The organism is Gemmatimonadota bacterium, from assembly GCA_016719105.1.
Classification (GTDB): Bacteria; Gemmatimonadota; Gemmatimonadetes; order Gemmatimonadales; family Gemmatimonadaceae; genus SCN-70-22.
Genome location: JADKAQ010000046.1, coordinates 552642 through 572907 on the forward strand (window position 1 = coordinate 552642; position 20266 = coordinate 572907).

The window sequence follows — 20266 nt, forward strand, 5'->3', positions numbered from 1 at the left end:
ACCAGCAAGCGACCGTGCAGCGCCCGCTGCGTTTCTCTCGGGAACCGATACCTCCCTCGGCGCACCAACACGGCCTGCTACGACGCTCCCCCAAACATCCCCCACACCTCCCCCGCATCCCGCACCGTCACCGCCTCCCACCCCTCCGCCGCAAAGCGCTCCCACTCCTCGCGCGTCGGATACGTGTAGTACGCGCCCCCCGGCTGCTCCGACACCGGCAGCGTCTCCCCGCGCAACACGCGCTGCGCCGCATCTCCCAATGCCGCGACCCCCGGCCCGTACACCTGCGCCACGTGCCAGAAGAGCGATCGTGATCGATCGACCGGCGTGCGCGTGGTCGTCACGATGGGCCCGGTATCGATGCTCCCGTCGGCGATGTAGTGCACGGTGCATCCGATCGTCTCATCGCCGTTGGCCAGCGCCCTGAAGGTCGCCAGCACCCCGCGATACGCCGGGAGTATCCCCGAGTGCAGATTCAGCACGCCGAGCGGCGGCATGGCGAGAAAGGCGGACTTGAAGATGGCGCCGTAGCGGATCGACACGCCAAGGTCCGGAGCCAGCGCGCGCACCCAGGCGAGCCCCTCGTCGTTGTTGGGAGTGGGGAGCGCGGTGACGGGAATACCGCGTCGGGTGGTCAGCTCGCGGAAGGTCAGGAGGCGCTTGCCGTCGTCCGGGAGGTTGGCGCGCTCGACGAGCGGAAAGATCTGCTCGAGCGGAATGCCCTGCTCGGCCTGGCGCAGCTCGCGGCGCTGGCGTGGTTCGTCGGCGTCGGCGCCGGGATTTCCGACGCGTTGGGTGAGGGCGATGGAGACGTCGTGCCCCGCCAGCGCCGGGAGGAGGCGGTTGATGGCGAGGCAGGAGAAGAGGTCGGCGTTGAGGCAGGCGAGGACGCGCATGGCTGCAACGTAGCGACTACCGGGGGCGTGTCCGTTTTTCTGTGTATGAGCCGGTGACTCAGAGCTCGTTCGGCACGCGGTCGCCGAAGAGGAGCTTCAAGTGGGGCAGCGCGGCGCGCCACTGCTGGGCGGGTTTGGCGCGCCAGGTCTTCTGAATGTTCCGCAGCGCGAGGTACAGGAGCTTCGCCGCCGCGTCGTCGTTCGGGAAGTGCCCCCGCGCCTTGAGCGGCTTGCGCAACTGACTGTTCAAGCTCTCGATGGCGTTCGTCGTGTAGAGCACGCGGCGCACCGCGAGCGGATACGCGAGCGCCGGCGCGATGCGCGCCCAGTGCCGCTCCCAGATCGGCGCGATCTGCGGATAGCGCTGTCCGAGCGGCGTGCTCGCCAGGTGGGTGAGCGCCGCCCGCGCGCTCGTCTCGCTGGGCGCCTGATAGATCGCCCGCAGCAGCGGGCACGAGCGCCTTCCGATCCTGGTAACTCACGTACTGCAGGCTCTGGCGCACGAGATGGACGACGCACTGGTGGATCACCGTCTGCGGAAAGACGGCGTGCAGGGCCTCTGGCAGCCCGGTGAGCCCGTCGATCAGCGCGATGAGGATGTCGCCCACGCCCCGGCTCTGCAGCTCGCTGAAGACGCGGTGCCAGAAGGCCGCCCCTTCGGTCTGGGCGATCCAGAAGCCGAGGATCTCCTTCGTCCCGTCGGGCTGGACGCCTAACGCGAGGTAGACCGCCTTGTTCTGGACCAATCCCTCATCGCGGATCTTCACGCGCAACGCATCGAACGCCACCGCGATGTAGCGGGGCTCCAGCGGGCGCCCCTGCCACGTCTGCACCTCCTCGAGGACCTCGGCGGTCACGGTGCTGATCAGGTCCGGCGAGACCGGCACCTGATAGCGCTCCTCGAGGTACGCTTGCAGCTCGCGCACCGTGAGCCCGCGCGCATACAGCGCGAGCACCGTCTCGTCGAAGCCCGGCAGGCGCCGCACCCCCTTGGGGACAAACTGCGGCTGGAAGCTGCTCTGCCGGTCGCGCGGGATCGCCAGCTCGAGCGTCCCCGTGTCGGTCGTGATCGTCTTGGGCGTCGTCCCGTTGCGCGCGTTGCCATCGGGCGCGCGCCCGGCGCCCTCCGGGTAGCCGAGGTGCTGCGTGAGCTCGGCCTGTAGCACGCGCTCGGTCAACGCCTTCTGGAACTGCCGATAGATCGCCTGAAAGTCGGCCGGCGTCTGCACCGCCTGCGCCAACTGGTCGATCAGGCCCTCGGGGAGCACCGGGCCGTCGTCCGCTGCCTGCTTCGTCCGTCGTGCCATAACCACCTCCGGCTTCCTAGGTTATGGCTCATACACAGAAATTCTGACAGGCCCACTACCGGCGAGCCGGCGGTCCGCCGCTCACACCCGTTAGACGCCCGGCCTCAGTTCCAGTTCACGATCGGCAACCACCGCCGCCCCTTGGGATTGTTCCGCACGATGTTCACCACCCCAACCTGCACCCCGTGCAGGCTCCGCGCGTAGTTCACGATCCCGATCGTGAGCCCGCGCTGCGTCCCCTGGATGTAGTTGAACGACGAGACGCCAACCCCCCGCAACGTCCCCCCCTCGATCACCCGCACGGTCCCACCCGCGACCATCAGGCCGTGCAGCTGCTCCCCCCCGACCCCAAGCCCGCCAATCGAGACCCCCTCGATGCGCGACGCCCCCACCCCTAACCCACCGATGCTCAAGTACTTGAGCGTCCCGCCGCTGCCGACGCCGGCGCCACCGATGAAGATCCCGGTCAGGTCGCCACCGCCGCCTACCCCCACCCCACCAATCCCGATCCCCGAGAAGTTGCCGCCAAGCCCCGCGCCGATCCCGCCGATCAGGACCCCCTTTCCGCCGCCGCCAGCCGCTACCCCCAGCCCGCCGACCATGAGCCCGGCGACCTCGCCGCCGCTCCCGACGCCCAGGCCGCCGACCGCGATGCCGCGCACGTTGCCGGCGGCACCGATCCCCAGGCCACCGATGCCGATCCCACGGATGTCGCCGCCCGCCCCGGCACCGAGCCCGCCGATGACGGCACCGCGAATGTCGCCCGCCACTCCGGCCCCAGCGCCACCGATGATGATGCCGCGCCCCTCCCCACCAGCCCCGGCGCCGAGCCCGCCGATGATGATCCCCCGCAGGTCACCACCGGTCCCGGCGCCAAGCCCCCCAACCATGATGCCGCCGATCCGGTCGCCGGCGCCAAGCCCGAGGAGGCCGACGCCGATCCCGACGAGTTCACCGGTGGCCGAGATGCCGCCGCCCACCTGGATACCGTGCACATCCCGCCCGCCGGTGAGCGGGAGGCCGATGGCGAGGCCGGTAACGTCCCCCGCCCCACCCTGCTTGGGATCCCAAATAGTCGCGTTGATCCCGGTCGCTCGGCGGAGTCGGGTGTCGCGGAAGTTGAGCCGGATCCCGGTCCACTCCCGCGAATCGCCAATGCTGATCCCGGTCTTGTTGGCGCCGATGTTGAGGGCGCGGTCCCCGGTCTCGCGCGGGCGGCCACCGCTGGAGGAGTCGGCCTCCTGACTCAGGACGATGCGGGGCGAGAGGGCCAGGATGGTCGCGGCGGCCGCGATGGCGGCGGCGGCGATCAGGAGGGCGGGGAGCGAGCGGAGGCTCTTCATATAGACGCGAGGCTGGGGCGGAGCGGTGTATGCGGGCCTACGACGCCGAGGCTGTCGTTGGTTTCAGGGCCCGATTTCATCGAGAATCCCTCGCATCAACGGCTTTTCATGCATCTATTTGCATCGGGGGAAATGCTCGAAACCGGATCGGACCGGCTGCTGTTCACCCTCTGTGGTCCTGAAGACCCCGCATGCGCCCGCGGCGGGTTCGAACGTGTCGTGGGCAAGGTTGGAGGCAAGACAGCATGGCGGCAGGCGATGTAGCACCCCCGCTCCCCTCCGGGGCGTGCATGAAGTCCCGCAGTCACAACCGGCGATGGTGACGACCCGAGTCCCCCAGTGGCTTCGGCAGGCGCTGGTATTCTCCGGGGCCTGGCACGTGATCCTCGGCGTCGCCATGGTCATCGCGCCGGGGGCCTTCTTTGCCCTGGCCCGCATCGCCCCGCTGAACTACCTCCCGGTCTGGCAGGGGGTCGGCGTGATGACGGCGGTGATGGGGGTGGCCTACGCGATCGCCGCCCGCAACCCGCTGCGCTACTGGCCGGTGATCATGATCGGCTTCATCCCCAAGGTCCTGGGGCCGATCGGCTACGCGGTGAGCCTGGTGCGCGGCACCCTCCCGCGCGCCTTCGGGACGCTGGTGATCATCCACGACCTGGTGTGGCTGGCCCCGTTCGCGATGCTGCTCTGGCTGGCAGTGCGTGACAATGCGGCGGGGGAGTACCCGCGCTCGACGTTCCGCGGGACGACGCGCGACGCGATGGCGAACGCGATCACGGACCTCGGCGAATCGCTCTTGCAACTGTCGGAGAGCGCACCGCGCCTGGTGATTTTCCTGCGCCACACGGGGTGTATCTTCTGTCGGGAGACGCTGGGCGACCTGCGGAAGCTGCAATCGGGGATCGAGGCGAAGGGGGTCAAGCTGGTCCTGGTACACATGGGGATGCCTGACGAGGGCGAGGAGCTGGCCGAGCGATATGGGCTGCGCGGGGTGGACATGATCGGCGATCCGTTGCGCGAGCTGTATCAGGCATTCCAGCTCCCGCAGGGGACGTTCGTGCAGCTCTTTGGCCCGAAGGTGGCGCTGCGCGGCTTCGTGGCCACGCTCAAGGGGCACATGCAGGGCTTCTTCCACGGCGACGCGTTGCAGCTCCCGGGAGCCTTCGTGGTCTCGCGCGGGGCCATCCTGCGGGCGCACCGGCACGAGCACGTGGGCGACCATCCGGACTACATCGCCCTCGCCACCGGCGAGTGCGACCTGCCCACGCGCGGCAGTTCCGCGGCCTGAGCGACATGCCACCAACGGAGACGCTCTGGTTCGTGCTGGGCGACCAGCTCGACCCGCGCTTCTCCGTCTTTCGTCGCCACTTCGACAAGCAGCGCGACGTGGTGCTGATGGCCGAGGTGTCGGACGAATCGCGCCACGTACCGAGCCACAAGCAGCGGACGGCGCTCTTCCTGAGCGCCATGCGTCACTACGCCGAGCGGCTGCGCGAGCGGCAGGTGACGGTGCGCTACACGCGGCTCGACGACGCCGGCAACGCGGGGACGCTGGCGGGCGAGCTGCGCAAGGCAATCGACGCCGTGGGGCCGGCGCGCCTGGCGATCACGCGCCCGGGGGAGTGGCGCGTGCTGCGCATGATCGAGCGCATCGCCGCGCAGCGCGGGCTCCCGCTGGTGGTGCACGAGGACCCGCACTTCCTGCTCACGCCGGCCGAGTTCAGCGCCTGGGCCAACGGGCGTTCGGAGCTGGTGATGGAGCACTTCTACCGAATGATGCGGCGGAAGTACAACGTCCTCGTGGCAGCTGACGGCAAGCCGGAGGGCGGGAGTGGAACTTCGACGCCGAGAACCGCAAGAAGTTCAAGGGCAACCGCGCGACGCTCCCGCCGCGGCTCACGCACGCCCCCGACGCCATCACGACGGCGGTGCTGCGCACGGTCGACGCGACGCTGCGCGACCTCCCCGGCGACACCGCGACCTTCAACTGGCCGGTGACGCGCGAGCAGGCGGTGGCCGAGCTGCACGACTTCATCAGGCACCGCCTGCGCCACTTCGGTGACTACCAGGACGCGATGGTCACGGGCGAACCGTGGCTGTACCACTCGCTCCTCTCGGCGCCGATGAACCTCAAGCTGCTCAACCCACGCGAGATCGTGCCGCTGGCGGTGGAGGCGTATCGGCGTGGCGCGGCGCCGCTGAATGCAGTGGAGGGGTTCGTGCGCCAGGTGATGGGGTGGCGCGAGTTCATCCGCGGCGTCTACTGGCGCGAGGGGCCCGACTACGCCGACCGCAATGCGCTCAACCAGCGCCGAGCGCTCCCTGCGTTCTACTGGACGGGGGAGACGGAGATGCACTGCCTGCGCGAGAGCATCGGCGAGGTGCTGCGCCACGGCTTTGGCCACCACATCCAGCGGCTGATGGTGACTGGCAACTTCGCGATGATGGCCGGTGCGGACCCGCGAGCGGTGAGCGACTGGTACCTGGGGATGTACGTGGACGCGGTGGACTGGGTAACGCTGCCCAACACGTTAGGCATGTCGCAGCACGCGGACGGCGGGGTAGTCGGGACCAAGCCGTACGCGGCGAGTGGGCGCTACATCGAGAAGATGGGCGACTACTGCACCGGGTGCCGATTTGAGCCGGGGACGCGCGTGGGAGAGCACGCGTGCCCGTTCACGACGTTCTACTGGGACTTCCTCATTCGCCACGAGGCGAGGTTCGCGTCCAACCGGCGCATGGCGCTGCCGCTCAAGCACGTGAGCGCCATGGCCGACGAGGAGAAGCGGGGGATCGCGCAGTGGGCGGAGGTGGTGCGGGGGCGGTTGGGGATGCGGTAACCCCGTCCCAGCGAACGCTGGGACGAGTGGTGGCCGCGCCACACCCCAAGCGTCACGCAAACGCGACGCGGAGAAGACACAGCACACGCTGAATCGTGACACGCGATGATGGTATTGGGGGTGAACGCTTTCCCTCGAACCCACGTGAGGCACGAGATGCTGCGCAGGACCTCCTCTCTTCTGTTCGCCAGTTCACTCCTGGTCGCCGCCGGGTGCAACGCCGACCGCGGCACCGCGCTCCCGATCGATGACGTGACCCCGTTGGCGGGGCAGCTCGCGGCCTCCGGCGCGGGCTTCATCACGTCGCAGCCGGCCCAGGCCGAGGTGCTCGTCCCCGGCGCCGAGATGTGGCCGATCATCAGCGTGGGCGACCCGATTCCCGGGACCAACGACACCTGGGCGCCGCTCCCCGATGGACTCGGGGCGTACTTTGAGAAGGGCGTGTTGAACCTGTACACGGCGCACGAGATCTCCAACTCGGGGGTGCGCTCCACCAACGGCGGCCCGACGATCGCCTACGCACGCGTCTCGAAGCTGGCGATCGACCCGCGCACGCGTTCGGTACTCGGCGGCTCGTATGTGGAGGATGGCAGCTCGCAGCTGCAGCGCCTCTGCTCGGCCACGTGGGTCGATGGCGCGGAAGGGATGCCGACCGGCTACTTCATGGCCGGCGAGGAGACGCTCGGGACGCCTAACGGCTCGGTCGTGACCGCCTGGGACAAGCAGGGGAACAAGACGCCGCTCCCGCACCTCGGCGCCTTTGCCCACGAAAACCAGATCATCGTCCCCGGCTTCAAGAACAAGGTGGTGGGGGTCGGGCTCGACGACGCCGGCGGCCAGTCCGAGCTGTACCTGTACGTGGCCGACAGCGAGCAGGGCTTCATCCAGGGGACGGGGAAGCTCTACGTCTTCAAGACGGACGTGAAGTCGACGGCCGGGACGCCGCTGCACAGCGGCAACATGGTGGACGGGCAGCGGATTCCTGGGTACTTCGTCGAGGTGACCGACCCGGCCGACCTGTCGACGCCGCCCGCGCAGCGCGCGGCCAACTTGCAGAAGAAGGTCGACGCGTTAGGCGCGATGCCGTTCGTGCGCATCGAGGACGGCGACTACGACAAGAACTCGCCCAACACCCCGGCGATCTACTTCGTGGATACGGGGAACTCGTCGGTTCGCGGCCGCACACAGGTTGGCGCCGACTGCTTCGGCGTGTGCGACCTGGCCGGCTCGCTGTACCGCCTGCAGTTCGAGCGCAACGACCCCACGCGCGCCGCACTGATCCTGATGGAGCGCTCGAAGGGAGCCGCCAGCGGGTGGGCTTCGCCGGACAACATCGCCACGACGCAGCGCAGCATCATGATCCAGGAAGACCCGGCATACGCGGGCTTCGACGGGTCGCGTCCGCCGGCCATCTGGAACCTGAAGCTCGTCAACGACGGGAAGCAGGCGATCAATCCGCGCAAGGTGGTGCAGGCGACGCAGGAGACGCTGATCCCGGGCCCCGGCGGCAAGTGCGTCGATGCGCAGGGGTTGTGCTGGGAGGTGACCGGCATCATCAGCACGGAGAAGTGGATGGGACAGGGCTCCTGGCTCTTCGCGGTGCAGGCGCACACGCTCCCGTTCTCGGTGACGACGAACGGGGTGACGAGCCAGTACCCGGGCGAGAACGGGCAGCTGCTCTTCCTGCGCGTGCCGGGGAGCTGATGACGAACGCTGCGCGGTAGGCGCGCAGGGTAAGGGCAACACGACGGCCCACCGAAAGGTGGGCCGTCGTGCGTCGTCAGGGTGCGCGACGGGTCGTTCCGTTGCGCCCACACCCGCGCCCGCAGTACGCTTGAAGGGGTCCTCCCCTCGCGCGCGCCAACATGACCGGCACACCACGCTTTCTCGTCGTCGACGACGAGCGCCAGATCAGGCGCGCGGTGGCGCACGTGCTGGAGCCGCTCAACGGCACGGTGAGCGAAGCGGCGACCGGGCGCGAGGCGCTGACGCTTGCTGCGGCCGAGTCACCCGCGCTGGTCGTGCTCGACCTCGGGCTTCCCGACATGGACGGGATCGACGTGTGTCGCGAACTGCGCACGTGGAGCGACACGCCGATCCTGATCCTCACGGCGCGGCACGACGACCAGGCGACGATCGCGGCGCTCGATGCGGGGGCGGATGACTATGTCACCAAGCCCTTTTCGCCCCCGGCGCTGCAGGCGCGCGTGCGGGCGCTGCTGCGGCGCGCGTTACGCTCCAACGGGTCGGAACAGGGGCGCACGGTGATCGAGGCCGGCGCCCTGCGCATCGACCTCGCGGCGCGCACCGTGGATCGGGGCGGCGAGCGCGTGCACCTCACGCCGACGGAATTCGACCTCCTGGCCACGCTCGCCTCGAACGCCGGTCGCGTCCTGACGCACGGATTCCTGTTCACGACGGTGTGGAAGGGACGGGTCTTTGGCGACGCACAGGCGCACCTGCGCGTGCACGTGGCGCACCTGCGCCGCAAGCTGGAGGACGACCCGGTGCGGCCGCGGCACCTGCAGACGGAGCTCGGGGTGGGATATCGCTTCGTGACCGACTGAGGAGCGTCAACGCGTGCCGGAGCCATCCCCTCAGCGCAGCGCGCAACGTACGCGACCGCGGGCCATCGCACTCCCCGCGGTCACGAGGCGGGTGCGACGCGTTCGTCCGTACGTGTGGCCGTTGCTGCTCGCGGTGGTCATCGCCGCGCTGATCCCCTTCCGCGAGCGGCTCGAGGATTCGCACATCACGCTCGCGCTCCTGCTGGTGGTCCTGGTCGCCGCCGCCGATGGTGGGCGCGGCGTGGGGCTGTTCTCGGCGGCACTCGCCTTCCTCGGCTTCAACTGGTTCTTCCTCCCGCCGTACGGGACGCTGGTCATCGCGGACCCGCTCGACTGGTTCGTCCTGCTCGCCTTCCTCGGGACGAGCGTGGTGGCGTCGCACCTCTTCCATCAGGTACAACGGGAGGCCGACGAGGCGCGCGAGCGAACCGCGGAGATGACGACGTTGGCCACGCTCGGCGCCGAGGCGATGACGGCGCCGCGCGCCGAGGGGGCGCTGCGCATGGTGGCGCACACGACGCGTGAGGCGCTGGGAGTGCAGGCGTGCCGGGTGCATGTGCTGCGCGATGGCGATGGCCGCGCGACCGGTACGCTGGAGTCGGCGACGGCGACCGCGGAGCTACCGTCATCCGCGACGTTCCCCGCGGGGGAGGGTGCCACGGATGTCGAGCCAGTGTGGCTCGCGCTCGACCGCGGCGCGCGCGTGGCGGTGCTGGACGGCGGGGTGGTGCGCGTGATCGCCAGTGAGGCGTCGTCGCTGCGCGAGGCGCTGCAGGGAGAACGGGCGCTGCGACTCCTCATCCCGCTGCGCGCCGGGGCGCGCTCGATGGGGGTGCTCGACGTGGAGGATGCTGGCGGACTCGCGCTGACCGATCCGCGGGAGCGTTTGCTGGCCGCGCTGGCGTACTACGCGGCGTTAGGCGTGGAGCGCGCGCGGAACGAACGGACGACCGAGCGGCTGGAAGCCATGCACGAGGCAGAGCGCATGCGCACGGCGGTGCTGGCGTCGGTGTCGCACGACCTGCGCACCCCGCTCACGACGATCAAGGCGCTGGCGCACGAACTGGGATCGCTGGGCGACGAGCGCTCCGAGGTGATCGAGCAGGAGGCGGATCGGCTCAACGCTTTCGTGGCCGACATGCTCGACATGTCGCGACTGGCGAGCGGACGCTTTCCGATGGAGCCGACGATTGTCCCGGTCGATGAGCTGGTGAGCGCCGTGTTGCAGCAGGTGGAAGGGAGCTTTGGCGCCCGGCCGATCCGCGTGCAGCTGCCGAGCGACGACGCCTTTCCGCTGGCGCGCTTCGACCTGACGCACTCGGCGCGCATCCTGGTGAACCTGCTGGAAAACGCCCGCAAGTATGCGCCGGGTGAGACACCGGTCGACCTGACGGTGCAGCGCGACGGGGCGATGATGCGCATCTCCGTTGCCGATCGCGGCCCGGGCGTCCCGCCTGACGAGCGCGAGCGGATCTTCGACGCTCTGTATCGCCCTGCGGCGGCACGACCGGATGTGGGGAGCGCGGGGCTCGGTCTGGCGATTGCCCGTGGACTGGCCGAGTCGCAGGGCGGGACGCTCACGTACGCGGAACGCGACGGCGGAGGCAGCGTCTTTACGCTCTCGCTCCCGGCCGCGGAGTTGAGTGACATCGACGCGGGGCACGGCGGCGGGGCGTAACCGACCGGGAACGGCCCCGCGTGGCCGCGCGCGCACCGCCGTGCATACGACCTTCATGCGACCTTAACGCCTCTCCTCGGGGCGTTTGTGCGTTCTTCACCCCCCAACGCGCATCGTCACTCCGTACGGCGCCTCCCCGTCTCGGCCCTGCAGCGTCACGAGACTGTGCGAGCGCCCCCTGCCCCTCGGAGGGACTGTGCTCGACCTGGTGTACGTGCTGCTCACCATCGCCTTCTTCGCGCTCATGCTGTGGTACATCACCGGCTGCGCGCTCTTGGGGCATTCCAGCAACGCACGCGACGAGGAGCGGAACTCATGAGGCCGGACTCGGTGCTCGGGCTGCTCGTGTCGGTCGCGCTCCTGGTGTACCTGCTGTACACGCTCCTGCGGCCGGAGAAGTTCTGACCATGACCACCAACGGTTGGCTGCAGATCGCCTTCTTCTCGGCGTGCGTCATGCTCGTCGCCAAGCCGCTGGGGATCTACCTCGTACGCGTGTACGACGGATCCCTGCGTTGGCTGGCGCCAGTGGAGCGCGCCATCTATCGCATCGCGGGCATCGACCCCAATGAGGACCAGCACTGGACGCGCTACGCCGCGGGGGTGCTGCTGTTCAGTGCCGCATCGATGCTGCTCACGTACATCGCACTGCGTCTGCAGGCGTTGCTCCCGCTCAACCCGCAGGGGATGGCGGCGCTGCCGCCGCGTCAGGCGTTCGAGACGGCGGCCTCGTTCACCACCAACACCAACTGGCAGTCGTACAGCGGCGAGTCGACGATGTCGTACCTGTCGCAGATGATGCAGTTGGCCTTCCACAACTTCGTCTCTTCGGCGGTCGGGATGGGCGTCGCGGTCGCGCTGGTGCGCGGCATCTCCCGACGCAGCGCCGGGAAGCTCGGCAATTTCTGGGTCGATACGGTGCGCGGGACGCTTTACGTCCTGCTCCCGTTCTCGCTGGTGTTCGCCCTCATGCTCGTGCAGCAGGGGGCGATCCAGAACTTCCGCCCGTACGTCGAACTCACGACGCTCGAGGGGGCCAAGCAGGTCCTCGCGATGGGGCCGGTGGCCAGCCAGGAGGCGATCAAGCAGATCGGCACGAACGGCGGCGGCTTCTTCAACGCCAACTCGGCGCATCCGTTCGAGAACCCGACGCCGTGGACCAACTTCTGGCAGATGCTGACGATCTTCCTGATCCCCTCGGCGATGACGTACATGCTGGGGCGGATGGTGAAGAACCAGCGCCATGGGTGGGCGGTGTGGTCGGCGATGTTCGTCCTCTTCTTCGGCGGCGTGACGACGGCGTACTGGGCCGAGGCGCGCGGCAACCCGATCCACGCCGAGCGTGGGCTCGACCTGGCGACGACGGCGACCAATCCCGGCGGCAACATGGAGGGGAAGGAGGTCCGATTCGGGATCGCCAACTCCGCCTTGTTTGCCACGGTCACCACCGACGCCTCGTGTGGTGCGGTGAACGCGATGCACGACTCGTTCACCCCGTTAGGCGGGTTGGTCCCGCTGGTGAACATGCAGCTGGGCGAGGTCGTCTTCGGCGGCGTGGGGGCGGGGCTGTACGGGATCCTGATGATGGTCGTGCTGACGGTGTTCATCGCCGGGCTGATGGTGGGGCGCACCCCCGAGTACCTGGGGAAGAAGATCCAGGCGCGCGAGGTGCAGATGGCGATGCTCTACGTCCTGGTGTTCCCGGCCGCGATCCTGGTGACCACCGCGATCTCGGTCGTGAGCCCGATGGGGCTGGCCGGGCTCAACAACCAGGGGCCGCACGGCTTGTCGGAGATCCTGTACGCCTTCTCCAGCACCGCGGCCAACAACGGGAGTGCCTTCGCCGGCCTCACGGGGGGCACGACCTACTACAACACGATGCTTGGCGTCACGATGCTGATCGGGCGATTCGCGATGATGGTGCCGATGCTCGCCCTGGCCGGCTTCCTGGCCGAGAAGAAGATCGCGCCGGAGTCGGCCGGGACGTTCCCCGTCACCTCGCCGCTCTTCGTCGTGCTGCTGGTCGGCGTGATCGTGATCGTTTCTGCCCTCACCTTCTTCCCGGCCCTGGCGTTAGGTCCGATCGTCGAGCACCTGCTGATGGGTGCCGGGAGGCTCTTCTAACATGTCGGTCTCGAAACGTCCCCTCTTTGACCCGCCGATCGTGAAGCGGGCCGTGCGCGATGCGTTCGGCAAGCTGCACCCCCGTACGATGGTGCGGAACCCGGTGATGTTCGTGGTGTTCGTCGGGTGCATTCTCACGTCGCTCGTGCTGGTGCAGGACGTGGTACGCGGCGAAGGCAACCTCGGCTTCACTGTGCAGCTGGCGATCTGGCTCTGGTTCACGGTGCTCTTCGCCAACTTCGCCGAGGCGATGGCTGAGGGGCGGGGCAAGGCACAGGCCGACACGCTGCGCGCCTCGCGCGCGCAGACCAAGGCCAAGAAGCTCGACGACCCGCGCAACCGGCACACGTTCTACTTCGTGGCGTCGAACGAACTGGACAAGGACGACCATGTGGTGTGCGAGCCGGGCGACGTGATTCCCAGCGATGGTGAAGTCGTCGAAGGGGTGGCCTCGGTGGATGAGTCGGCGATCACCGGCGAATCGGCCCCCGTCATTCGTGAGTCGGGGGGCGATCGGTCGGCGGTCACCGGGGGAACCAAGGTGCTCTCGGATTACCTGGTCATTCGCATCACGGCGGGCCCGGGCGAGACGTTCCTGGATCGAATGATCTCCCTGGTCGAGGGGGCTTCGCGGCAGAAGACGCCGAACGAGATCGCCCTGACGATCCTGCTCTCGGGGCTGACCATCGTCTTCCTGTTCGCGGTCGTGACGTTGCAGCCGTTCGCCCTGTATTCGGGAACGTCGGTCTCGACGCCGGTGATGGTGGCGCTGCTGGTCTGCCTCATCCCGACGACCATCGGCGGACTGCTGTCGGCGATCGGCATCGCGGGGATGGACCGGATGATCCAGCAGAACGTGATTGCCATGAGCGGGCGCGCGGTCGAGGCGGCCGGCGACGTCAACACGCTGCTGCTCGACAAGACCGGGACGATCACGTTAGGCAACCGGCAGGCGGTGTCGTTTCACCCGATGCCCGGCGTGGACGAGTCATACCTCGCCGACCGGGCGCAGCTGGCCTCGCTGGCCGACGAGACGCCCGAGGGGCGGAGCATCGTCGTGCTGGCCAAGACGAAGTACGGGATCAACGCGCGCACGCTGGAGGACGAAGCGCACACGCGTTCGGTCTTCGTCCCCTTCTCCGCCAGCACCCGCATGAGCGGCGTGGACACGGCCGTGCTGGAGCTGCGCAAAGGCGCGGGCGACACGGTGAGCCGTTGGGTGCAGGAGCACGGTGGCAATGGCTCCGCGGAGCTGCGACCACTGGTGGAGAGGATTGCTCGCGAGGGGGGAACGCCGCTCGTGGTGGCCGAACGGTTGATGCCGTCAGCTGCTACGTCGGGCGCGGGCGCGGGGCCGATGACCGGCACCGCGCGCGTCCTTGGCGTGATCTACCTCAAGGATGTCGTGAAGGGTGGGATGCGCGAACGCTTCGAGCGCTTGCGCGCCATGGGCATTCGCACGGTGATGATCACCGGCGACAACCCGCTCACCGCGGCGGCAATCGCGCAGGAGGCGGGGGTCGACGACTTCCTGGCCGAAGCGAAGCCGGAGGACAAGATGGCGCTCATCAAGCGCGAGCAGGCCGGCGGGAAGCTGGTCGCGATGACGGGCGACGGGACGAACGACGCACCGGCGCTGGCGCAGGCCGACGTGGGCGTGGCGATGAGCAGCGGGACGCAGGCGGCCAAGGAGGCGGGGAACATGATCGACCTCGACTCCAACCCGACGAAGCTCATCGAGGTGGTGGAGATCGGGAAGCAGCTGTTGATGACGCGCGGCGCACTCACGACCTTTTCCATTGCCAACGACGTCGCGAAGTACTTCGCGATCATCCCGGCGATGTTCCTGACGGCGTATCCGGCGCTGGCCTCGCTCAACGTGATGCGGCTGCACTCGAGCGAGTCGGCCATTCTCGCGAGTGTGATCTTCAACGCCCTGGTGATCATCGCGCTCATCCCGCTGGCGCTGCGCGGGGTGCGCTATCGTCCAGCCGCAGCCTCGACCATCCTGCGCAACAACTTGATCGTGTACGGTTTCGGCGGGCTCCTGGTCCCCTTCGTCGGGATCAAGCTCATCGACATGGCACTCGTCGTCCTCCGCCTGGTATAGCCTCATGTCCATGCTCCGCAAGCAACTTCGCCCCGCGATCGTCCTCACCCTGGTCCTGTGCGCCATCACCGGCGTGGTGTATCCCGGGATCGTCACCGGACTCGCGCAACTGCTCTTCCCGCGCCAGGCCAACGGGTCGCTGGTGCGCGTGAACGGGCGCGTGGTGGGCAGTGCGCTCATCGGGCAGCCGTTCACGCAGGAGTGGTACTTCCACTCGCGCCCGTCAGCCGCAGGGAGCGGCTACGACGGCACGGCGTCGAGCGGGACCAACAAGGGGCCGACCGATACCAAGCTCGCTGACACGCTCATCGCGGACGCGGTGAACGAAGCGGTGGCCACGAACGGCGCAGTGAAGGGGCAGGTCCCGACCGACATGGCCACCCGCTCGGCGTCGGGGCTCGACCCGCACATTTCGCCGGCCAATGCCATGTTGCAGGTGGCTCGTGTCGCCAGGGCGCGTGCCGCAGACAGTGCCGCGGTGCGAGCGCTGGTGGACCGACACATCGAGGGGCGACAATTCGGCTTCTTTGGCGAGCCGAGGGTAAACGTGCTCCTCCTCAATATTGCGCTCGACTCGGCCTTCGCGCGCCCGGTCGGAGGAAAGCAGTCATGACACGCATGTTCGTTCCGGCGGTCGCGCTGGCGATCGCCTCCGTCAGCGGCTCGTCGGCGATGGCACAAGCGACCGCCGACACGGCCGTGACGGTCAAGTTCGGCGGGTTCGTCGACGGTTACTACGCGTACGATTTCAACCGGCCGCGCACACTCGACCGCGCCTTCAGCACGCAGCCGGCGCGGCATAACGAGTTCAATATCAACCTCGCCCACGTCGAGGCGGTGTTGAGCGGCGCGAGAGTGCGCGGGCGACTCGCAGTGCAGTTCGGCACGTCGGTGCAGTCCAACTACGCCGCTGAGCCGCGCGTGGGTTCGTACAGTGGAGGCGACGTCTCGCGCTACATCCAGGAAGCGGTGGTCGGGGTCAAGCTGACCCCCTCGCTCTGGCTCGACGGCGGGATCTACTTGTCCCACATCGGGAGCGAATCGTGGATCTCGCGCGACAACCTCACCTACACACGCTCGCTCATCGCCGACTACTCGCCGTACTATCAATCGGGGGTGAAGCTCACCTGGCAGGCGACGCCGTCGCTCACCGCGCAGCTCAACGTGGTCAACGGGTGGCAGAACATCTCGGAGACCAACGGCAACAAGGCGGTCGGCGGACGGCTCGACTGGGCTGCCACACCCAAGGTGACGCTCTCGGCATACAATCTCATCGGCAACGAGACGCCCGACAGCGTCGACGCTCAGCTTCGCATCTTCCAGGGGGGGAGCGTGAAGCTCGTGGCCAACGACAAGCTGACGCTGATGGGGACGTTCGATTTCGGCATGCAGGACCTGGTGGCCGAGACGGGGCGCTGGTACGGCACGTCGCTCATCGCTCGCGTGCAGGCTACCTCCACGACGGCGCTGGTGGCTCGCGTCGAGCGCTACGCCGATCCGAAGCAGGTCATCATCGTGACGGGAGGGGCCGACGCCTTCAAGGCGAACGGTGGGTCGTTCGGGGTCGACGTGACGCCGGCGCCCAAGGTGCTCTGGCGCACCGAGCTTCGCGCGCTCGCCGGGAGCAACGCGGTCTTCCCCAGGCGGGATGGCACGGCGAAGAGCAACGCCTTCATCGTTTCCTCGCTGGCGCTCACCTTCTAGCGCACGGCCTCGCGTGACCGACCCGCTCACCCACGATACCACCGGCTTCTTCGAGATCGTCCGCCGCCGCGAGCGGGGGAAGCTCAAGGTGTATGTGGGGTCGGCGGCAGGGACGGGAAAGACGTTTCGCATGCTGCAGGAAGCGCACGACCTGCGGCGGCGCGGGGTGGACGTGGTGGTGGGTTTCGTGGAAACGCACCGTCGGGTGGAGACCGAAGCGCAGATCGGCGACCTGGAGGTCGTGCCGCGGAAGTCGATCGCCTACCGCAACGTCTCGCTGGACGAGATGGATCTCGACGCGATCATCGCGCGTCGCCCACAGGTGGCGATCGTCGACGAGCTGGCGCACACCAACGTCCCGGGGGCACGGCACCGCAAGCGTTGGGAAGACGTCCTCGAACTGCTCGACGAGGGGATCAACGTCATTTCCGCGGTCAACGTGCAGCACCTGGAGTCGCTCAACGACGTCATCCAGCGCACGTTAGGCGTGACGGTGCGCGAGACGGTCCCCGACTGGGTCCTCTCCTCGGCCGACCAGGTCGTCAACCTCGACATCTCGGCCGAGGACCTGCGCCAGCGCCTGCGCGAGGGGAAGATCTACGCCCCGGAGAAGGTCCCCGCCGCGCTCTCCAACTTCTTCACCGACGAGAACCTCACCACGCTGCGCGAGCTGGCGCTGCGCGAGGTGGCGAGCTCGGTGGACCGCGTGCGCGAGGAGATCGTGCGGCGCGAGGAGGGCGGTCCGGTCGAGCGCCCGACGGTCGATCGCATTCTCGTCGCGATGTCGAGCAGCCCCACGTACACCGCACGCCTGCTGCGCCGCGCCAGTCGCATCGCCGGGCGCCTCAACACCGACTGGTACTGCGTGTGGGTACAGACGCCTGACGAGCGCGCCGATCGCATCGACAGCGCCGTGCAACGCAAGCTGGTGGACAACATCCAGATGGCGCAGACGCTCGGCGCCGAAGTGGTCAAGCTGCAAGGCGACGACGTGGCCGCTGCGATCCTTCGCTTTGCCCGCGAGCGCGGCGTGACGCTGGCGCTGGTGGGGCAGAGCCGGCGCTCGTGGTGGCATCGGCTGCGCAACGGGTCGGTGGTCACGCAGCTCATCGACAACACGGAGGGACTCGACGTACTGGTCGTGTCGCTCGACGAACCCACGGGAGGCGAGCGCCTGACGAGCGCCGACGAGTCATGCGCGTAGGCCAACGGCTCTTCCTGGCGGTACTTCCGGCGATCGTGGGGCTCCTGACCGTGACCGCACTCGTCTATTGGGGCGAGTACTCTCGGCAGGCACCGGAGTGGCTCGTGATCGCGGCGGTTGTGGCGGCCCTTGGCTCCGCCGTGCTGGCGTGGCGCAATACGCGGTATGTCGCACAACGCGTGGAGCAGCTGGCGGCACGTCGCGGCGAGCGCGATGATGCGAGCGTCTCCTTCCGGCGCGCCTCGGAACTGCTGGGGATGGCGCTCCACCCGCAGGGATCGCGCGATCAAGGGATCGATGAGCTGGACCGCATCGAGCTCCTCGTCGATCGCCTGAGTGACGCGCTCGCGCAATCGCGCACCGCCCAGGCCGCGCAGGGTGAGTTGATCGCGCAACGGCAACGCGAGTACGAGACGCTGGTGGCGCAGGCGGTGGAAGGGGCGATGCACCAGCTCGAGGAAGTGCGCCTGCCGCTGCACATCCTGCTGGAGAATCGCTTCGGGGAGCTGAACGAGAATCAGGAGGAGATGATCGGCGCGGCGCGCAACGCCGCCGAGACGGTCGACGCCGCGCTGTTGCGGCTGCGCGAGATCGTGCGACTCGACCTCGGGACCGTCACGTTGCGCAAGGAGCGGGTGCGGCTGCAGGACGTCGTGCATGCCATCCTCCCGCCATTCACCACGGCAGCGAGCGATCAGGAGGTCACGGTGCAGGCGGATCTTCCGCCGACGCTCCCGGCCTTCGTTGCCGATCGCGGGCGCTTGCAGGAGGCCCTGTCGGTGATCCTGCACGAGATCCTGCGACAGTCGCCATCCGGCGCGACGCTCTCGCTCGAAGGGGAGGACGATCGGCGTGAACTCCGCCTGGTGATTCGCGGCGGCGGCGTCCCGGAGCACGGAGAGCCGCTCGCGTACGCCGAACGACTCATCAGGGCGCACGCCGGGAGCGTCGAGACACTCGCGGGTCGTACCGTGGTGCACCTCCCGCGCAGCACGCGGGAGGATGTCCCTCTGTCGATCTCGCGTTCCCCGTAGTTCGTCAGGCGGTGGCGCGATTCGTCGTCCGCGACTCGCTCGCGAGTCGCGCGTAGATGCGGGTCGCGGTCTCGGCCACTCGTGGATCGCGATCGCGCCGGAACTGCGCAATGACGCTGAGCGCCGCGCCACCGCGCGCGTCGGCCACCGCCTCGATCGACGCACACCGGAACTCGCTGCTCATGTCGGCGGACCCACGACCGCCCTGCGGCGACAGCAGCGTCTTGATCAGCTTCTGCACCGCATCGGGGGTCCCCAGGCGGCCGAGCGCCGAGATGATCTGCAGCTTCATGTCCGGATCGCCATCCGCGTCGAGGGCCACACCGAGCTGGCGGGCCGAGGAGCCTTCGATGCGCGCGATCGTGGCGGAGCTGGCGAAGTAGCGCACCTGCGCCGACGGATCGTTCACCGCCTCGTGCAATGCGGCCAGGGCGTCGGGGGTGCGCAGGCGAGCGAGCGCCGATGCGGCGGCGATGCGGCGCGGTTCCTCGGGCGACTTGAGCATGAGCGCGAGCGACCCTTCCACGCCGTCGACGCGCATCTCCCCCAACAGCTCGGCGGCGTTGCGCGCCACGTACCACTGCTCGTCGTCCAGCGCCTGCATCAGCATCGAGATGCCGCTGCCCAGCGCCACCATGGCATCGAAGTAGGCGCGCCGCTCGTGCATGTCCTGCGATGCGACCAAGTGTGCGAAGAGCGCCTCGGCCCCATCCTCGCCCGCCTGCGACAGGACCGCGATGAGCGACTCGCGGCGACGGGCCGACGGGATGAGTTGTGCCGTCAGGCGCAACGCCATCGGGGAGATCAGGCGCTTCATCGCCAGCTCGGCGGTGTGGCGCAGGTTGTCGTGGTGGCTCTCCTGCTCGAACGTCGACATCGCGACCAGGACCGCCGCCACCGTGCGCGCGTCGCCTTCCGCGAGCGCTTCTTCGCCGCGCGTGGCCAGCTTGGCCAGCGCCGCTTCGGCATGGGCGTAGTCGGCGCCGTCGCGCAGCGAGAGCAGCATCTCGGCGGGGAGCACGGCCGTCACCGGCTTGGCGTCGAGCGAGGCGAGGCCGATGAACTCGACGTTCCACAGGCGCGCGTCGGACACCTCGCGCTCGATGGCATGCCCGCCTTGCGGGTCGCTGGGACGGACGCTGAGCAGGCGCGCCATCTCCAGGAAGTCGCGCGCGGGCGTGAGCTGGCGAATGCTCATGCGCCCGATGGCGTGGGCAAGGAACGCCGAGACGAGCGCCTCGGTCCCCGGCGCATCGAAGGGGACGGCGTCATCTCCACCGATGCGCAGCAGGTCACCGTCGAGTTCGAGGGCGAGCGGGCGTCGCCGCGACCGATTCTCCACGTCCCGGGCCGCCGCATCGCGCGCGGCGGAGCCCGGGTACGTGGAGGCACAAGTCTCGATCAGGCGCGACAGTGCCTGGACGTACTCCCTTCCGTCATCACTCGACATGAACTCGACC

At 68.6% G+C, this 20266-nt stretch carries 14 protein-coding genes and 2 pseudogenes; 12 read left to right on the forward strand and 4 right to left on the reverse strand.

Going from position 1 to position 20266, the window contains the following annotated elements; genetic code table 11:
* Positions 1–77 precede the first annotated feature (77 nt).
* The 3 genes and pseudogenes from IPN47_26430 to IPN47_26440 all read right to left on the reverse strand — a co-directional run bounded on the left by IPN47_26430 (position 78) and on the right by IPN47_26440 (position 3546).
* On the reverse strand, positions 78–896 hold the full coding sequence (locus IPN47_26430) for a formyl transferase (GenBank protein ID MBK9411518.1): 819 nt from the start codon (positions 894–896) through the stop codon (positions 78–80).
* Between the two features lie 58 nt (positions 897–954).
* Positions 955–2203 (reverse strand): annotated as a pseudogene (locus IPN47_26435) (IS256 family transposase).
* Positions 2204–2307: 104 nt separating this feature from the next.
* Positions 2308–3546 carry a hypothetical protein gene (locus IPN47_26440; protein ID MBK9411519.1) on the reverse strand — a complete coding sequence of 413 codons (1239 nt, stop codon included), beginning with the start codon at positions 3544–3546 and terminating at the stop codon, positions 2308–2310.
* Positions 3547–3862: 316 nt separating this feature from the next.
* Here IPN47_26440 and IPN47_26445 point away from each other — a divergent pair, with 316 nt between their 5' ends.
* From IPN47_26445 to IPN47_26500, 12 genes and pseudogenes are all read left to right on the forward strand, one after another.
* The gene (locus tag IPN47_26445; protein ID MBK9411520.1) at positions 3863–4834 is read left to right on the forward strand and encodes a redoxin domain-containing protein; all 972 of its coding nucleotides are present in this window, start codon (positions 3863–3865) and stop codon (positions 4832–4834) included.
* Positions 4835–4839: 5 nt separating this feature from the next.
* Positions 4840–6386 (forward strand): annotated as a pseudogene (locus tag IPN47_26450) (cryptochrome/photolyase family protein).
* 156 nt (positions 6387–6542) lie between these two features.
* The gene (locus IPN47_26455; protein ID MBK9411521.1) at positions 6543–8090 is read left to right on the forward strand and encodes a DUF839 domain-containing protein; all 1548 of its coding nucleotides are present in this window, start codon (positions 6543–6545) and stop codon (positions 8088–8090) included.
* A 161-nt stretch (positions 8091–8251) separates the two neighbouring features.
* A complete protein-coding gene (locus IPN47_26460) occupies positions 8252–8953 on the forward strand; it encodes a response regulator transcription factor (protein MBK9411522.1) in 702 nt (233 codons plus the stop codon).
* A 91-nt stretch (positions 8954–9044) separates the two neighbouring features.
* Positions 9045–10631 (forward strand): DUF4118 domain-containing protein, encoded by a 1587-nt coding sequence (locus IPN47_26465; GenBank protein ID MBK9411523.1) that lies wholly within the window; start codon positions 9045–9047, stop codon positions 10629–10631.
* 315 nt (positions 10632–10946) lie between these two features.
* Complete coding sequence (gene kdpF / locus IPN47_26470) at positions 10947–11036, forward strand: K(+)-transporting ATPase subunit F (protein MBK9411524.1); 90 nt, start codon at positions 10947–10949, stop codon at positions 11034–11036.
* Between the two features lie 2 nt (positions 11037–11038).
* Positions 11039–12754 carry a potassium-transporting ATPase subunit KdpA gene (kdpA, locus tag IPN47_26475; GenBank protein ID MBK9411525.1) on the forward strand — a complete coding sequence of 572 codons (1716 nt, stop codon included), beginning with the start codon at positions 11039–11041 and terminating at the stop codon, positions 12752–12754.
* Position 12755: 1 nt separating this feature from the next.
* Positions 12756–14864, forward strand: a complete 2109-nt coding sequence (gene kdpB / locus IPN47_26480) for a potassium-transporting ATPase subunit KdpB (protein ID MBK9411526.1) — start codon at positions 12756–12758, stop codon at positions 14862–14864.
* 4 nt (positions 14865–14868) lie between these two features.
* Complete coding sequence (kdpC, locus tag IPN47_26485) at positions 14869–15477, forward strand: potassium-transporting ATPase subunit KdpC (GenBank protein ID MBK9411527.1); 609 nt, start codon at positions 14869–14871, stop codon at positions 15475–15477.
* The gene (locus IPN47_26490; GenBank protein ID MBK9411528.1) at positions 15474–16568 is read left to right on the forward strand and encodes a porin; all 1095 of its coding nucleotides are present in this window, start codon (positions 15474–15476) and stop codon (positions 16566–16568) included. The genes kdpC and IPN47_26490 overlap by 4 nt, the downstream gene beginning before the upstream one ends.
* Positions 16513–17772, forward strand: a complete 1260-nt coding sequence (locus IPN47_26495) for a universal stress protein (GenBank protein ID MBK9411529.1) — start codon at positions 16513–16515, stop codon at positions 17770–17772. The genes IPN47_26490 and IPN47_26495 overlap by 56 nt, the downstream gene beginning before the upstream one ends.
* Positions 17763–18806 (forward strand): hypothetical protein, encoded by a 1044-nt coding sequence (locus tag IPN47_26500; protein ID MBK9411530.1) that lies wholly within the window; start codon positions 17763–17765, stop codon positions 18804–18806. The genes IPN47_26495 and IPN47_26500 overlap by 10 nt, the downstream gene beginning before the upstream one ends.
* 4 nt (positions 18807–18810) lie before the next feature.
* Here IPN47_26500 and IPN47_26505 read toward each other — a convergent pair whose 3' ends face one another.
* On the reverse strand, positions 18811–20256 hold the full coding sequence (locus tag IPN47_26505; GenBank protein ID MBK9411531.1) for a HEAT repeat domain-containing protein: 1446 nt from the start codon (positions 20254–20256) through the stop codon (positions 18811–18813).
* Positions 20257–20266: the final 10 nt, after the last annotated feature.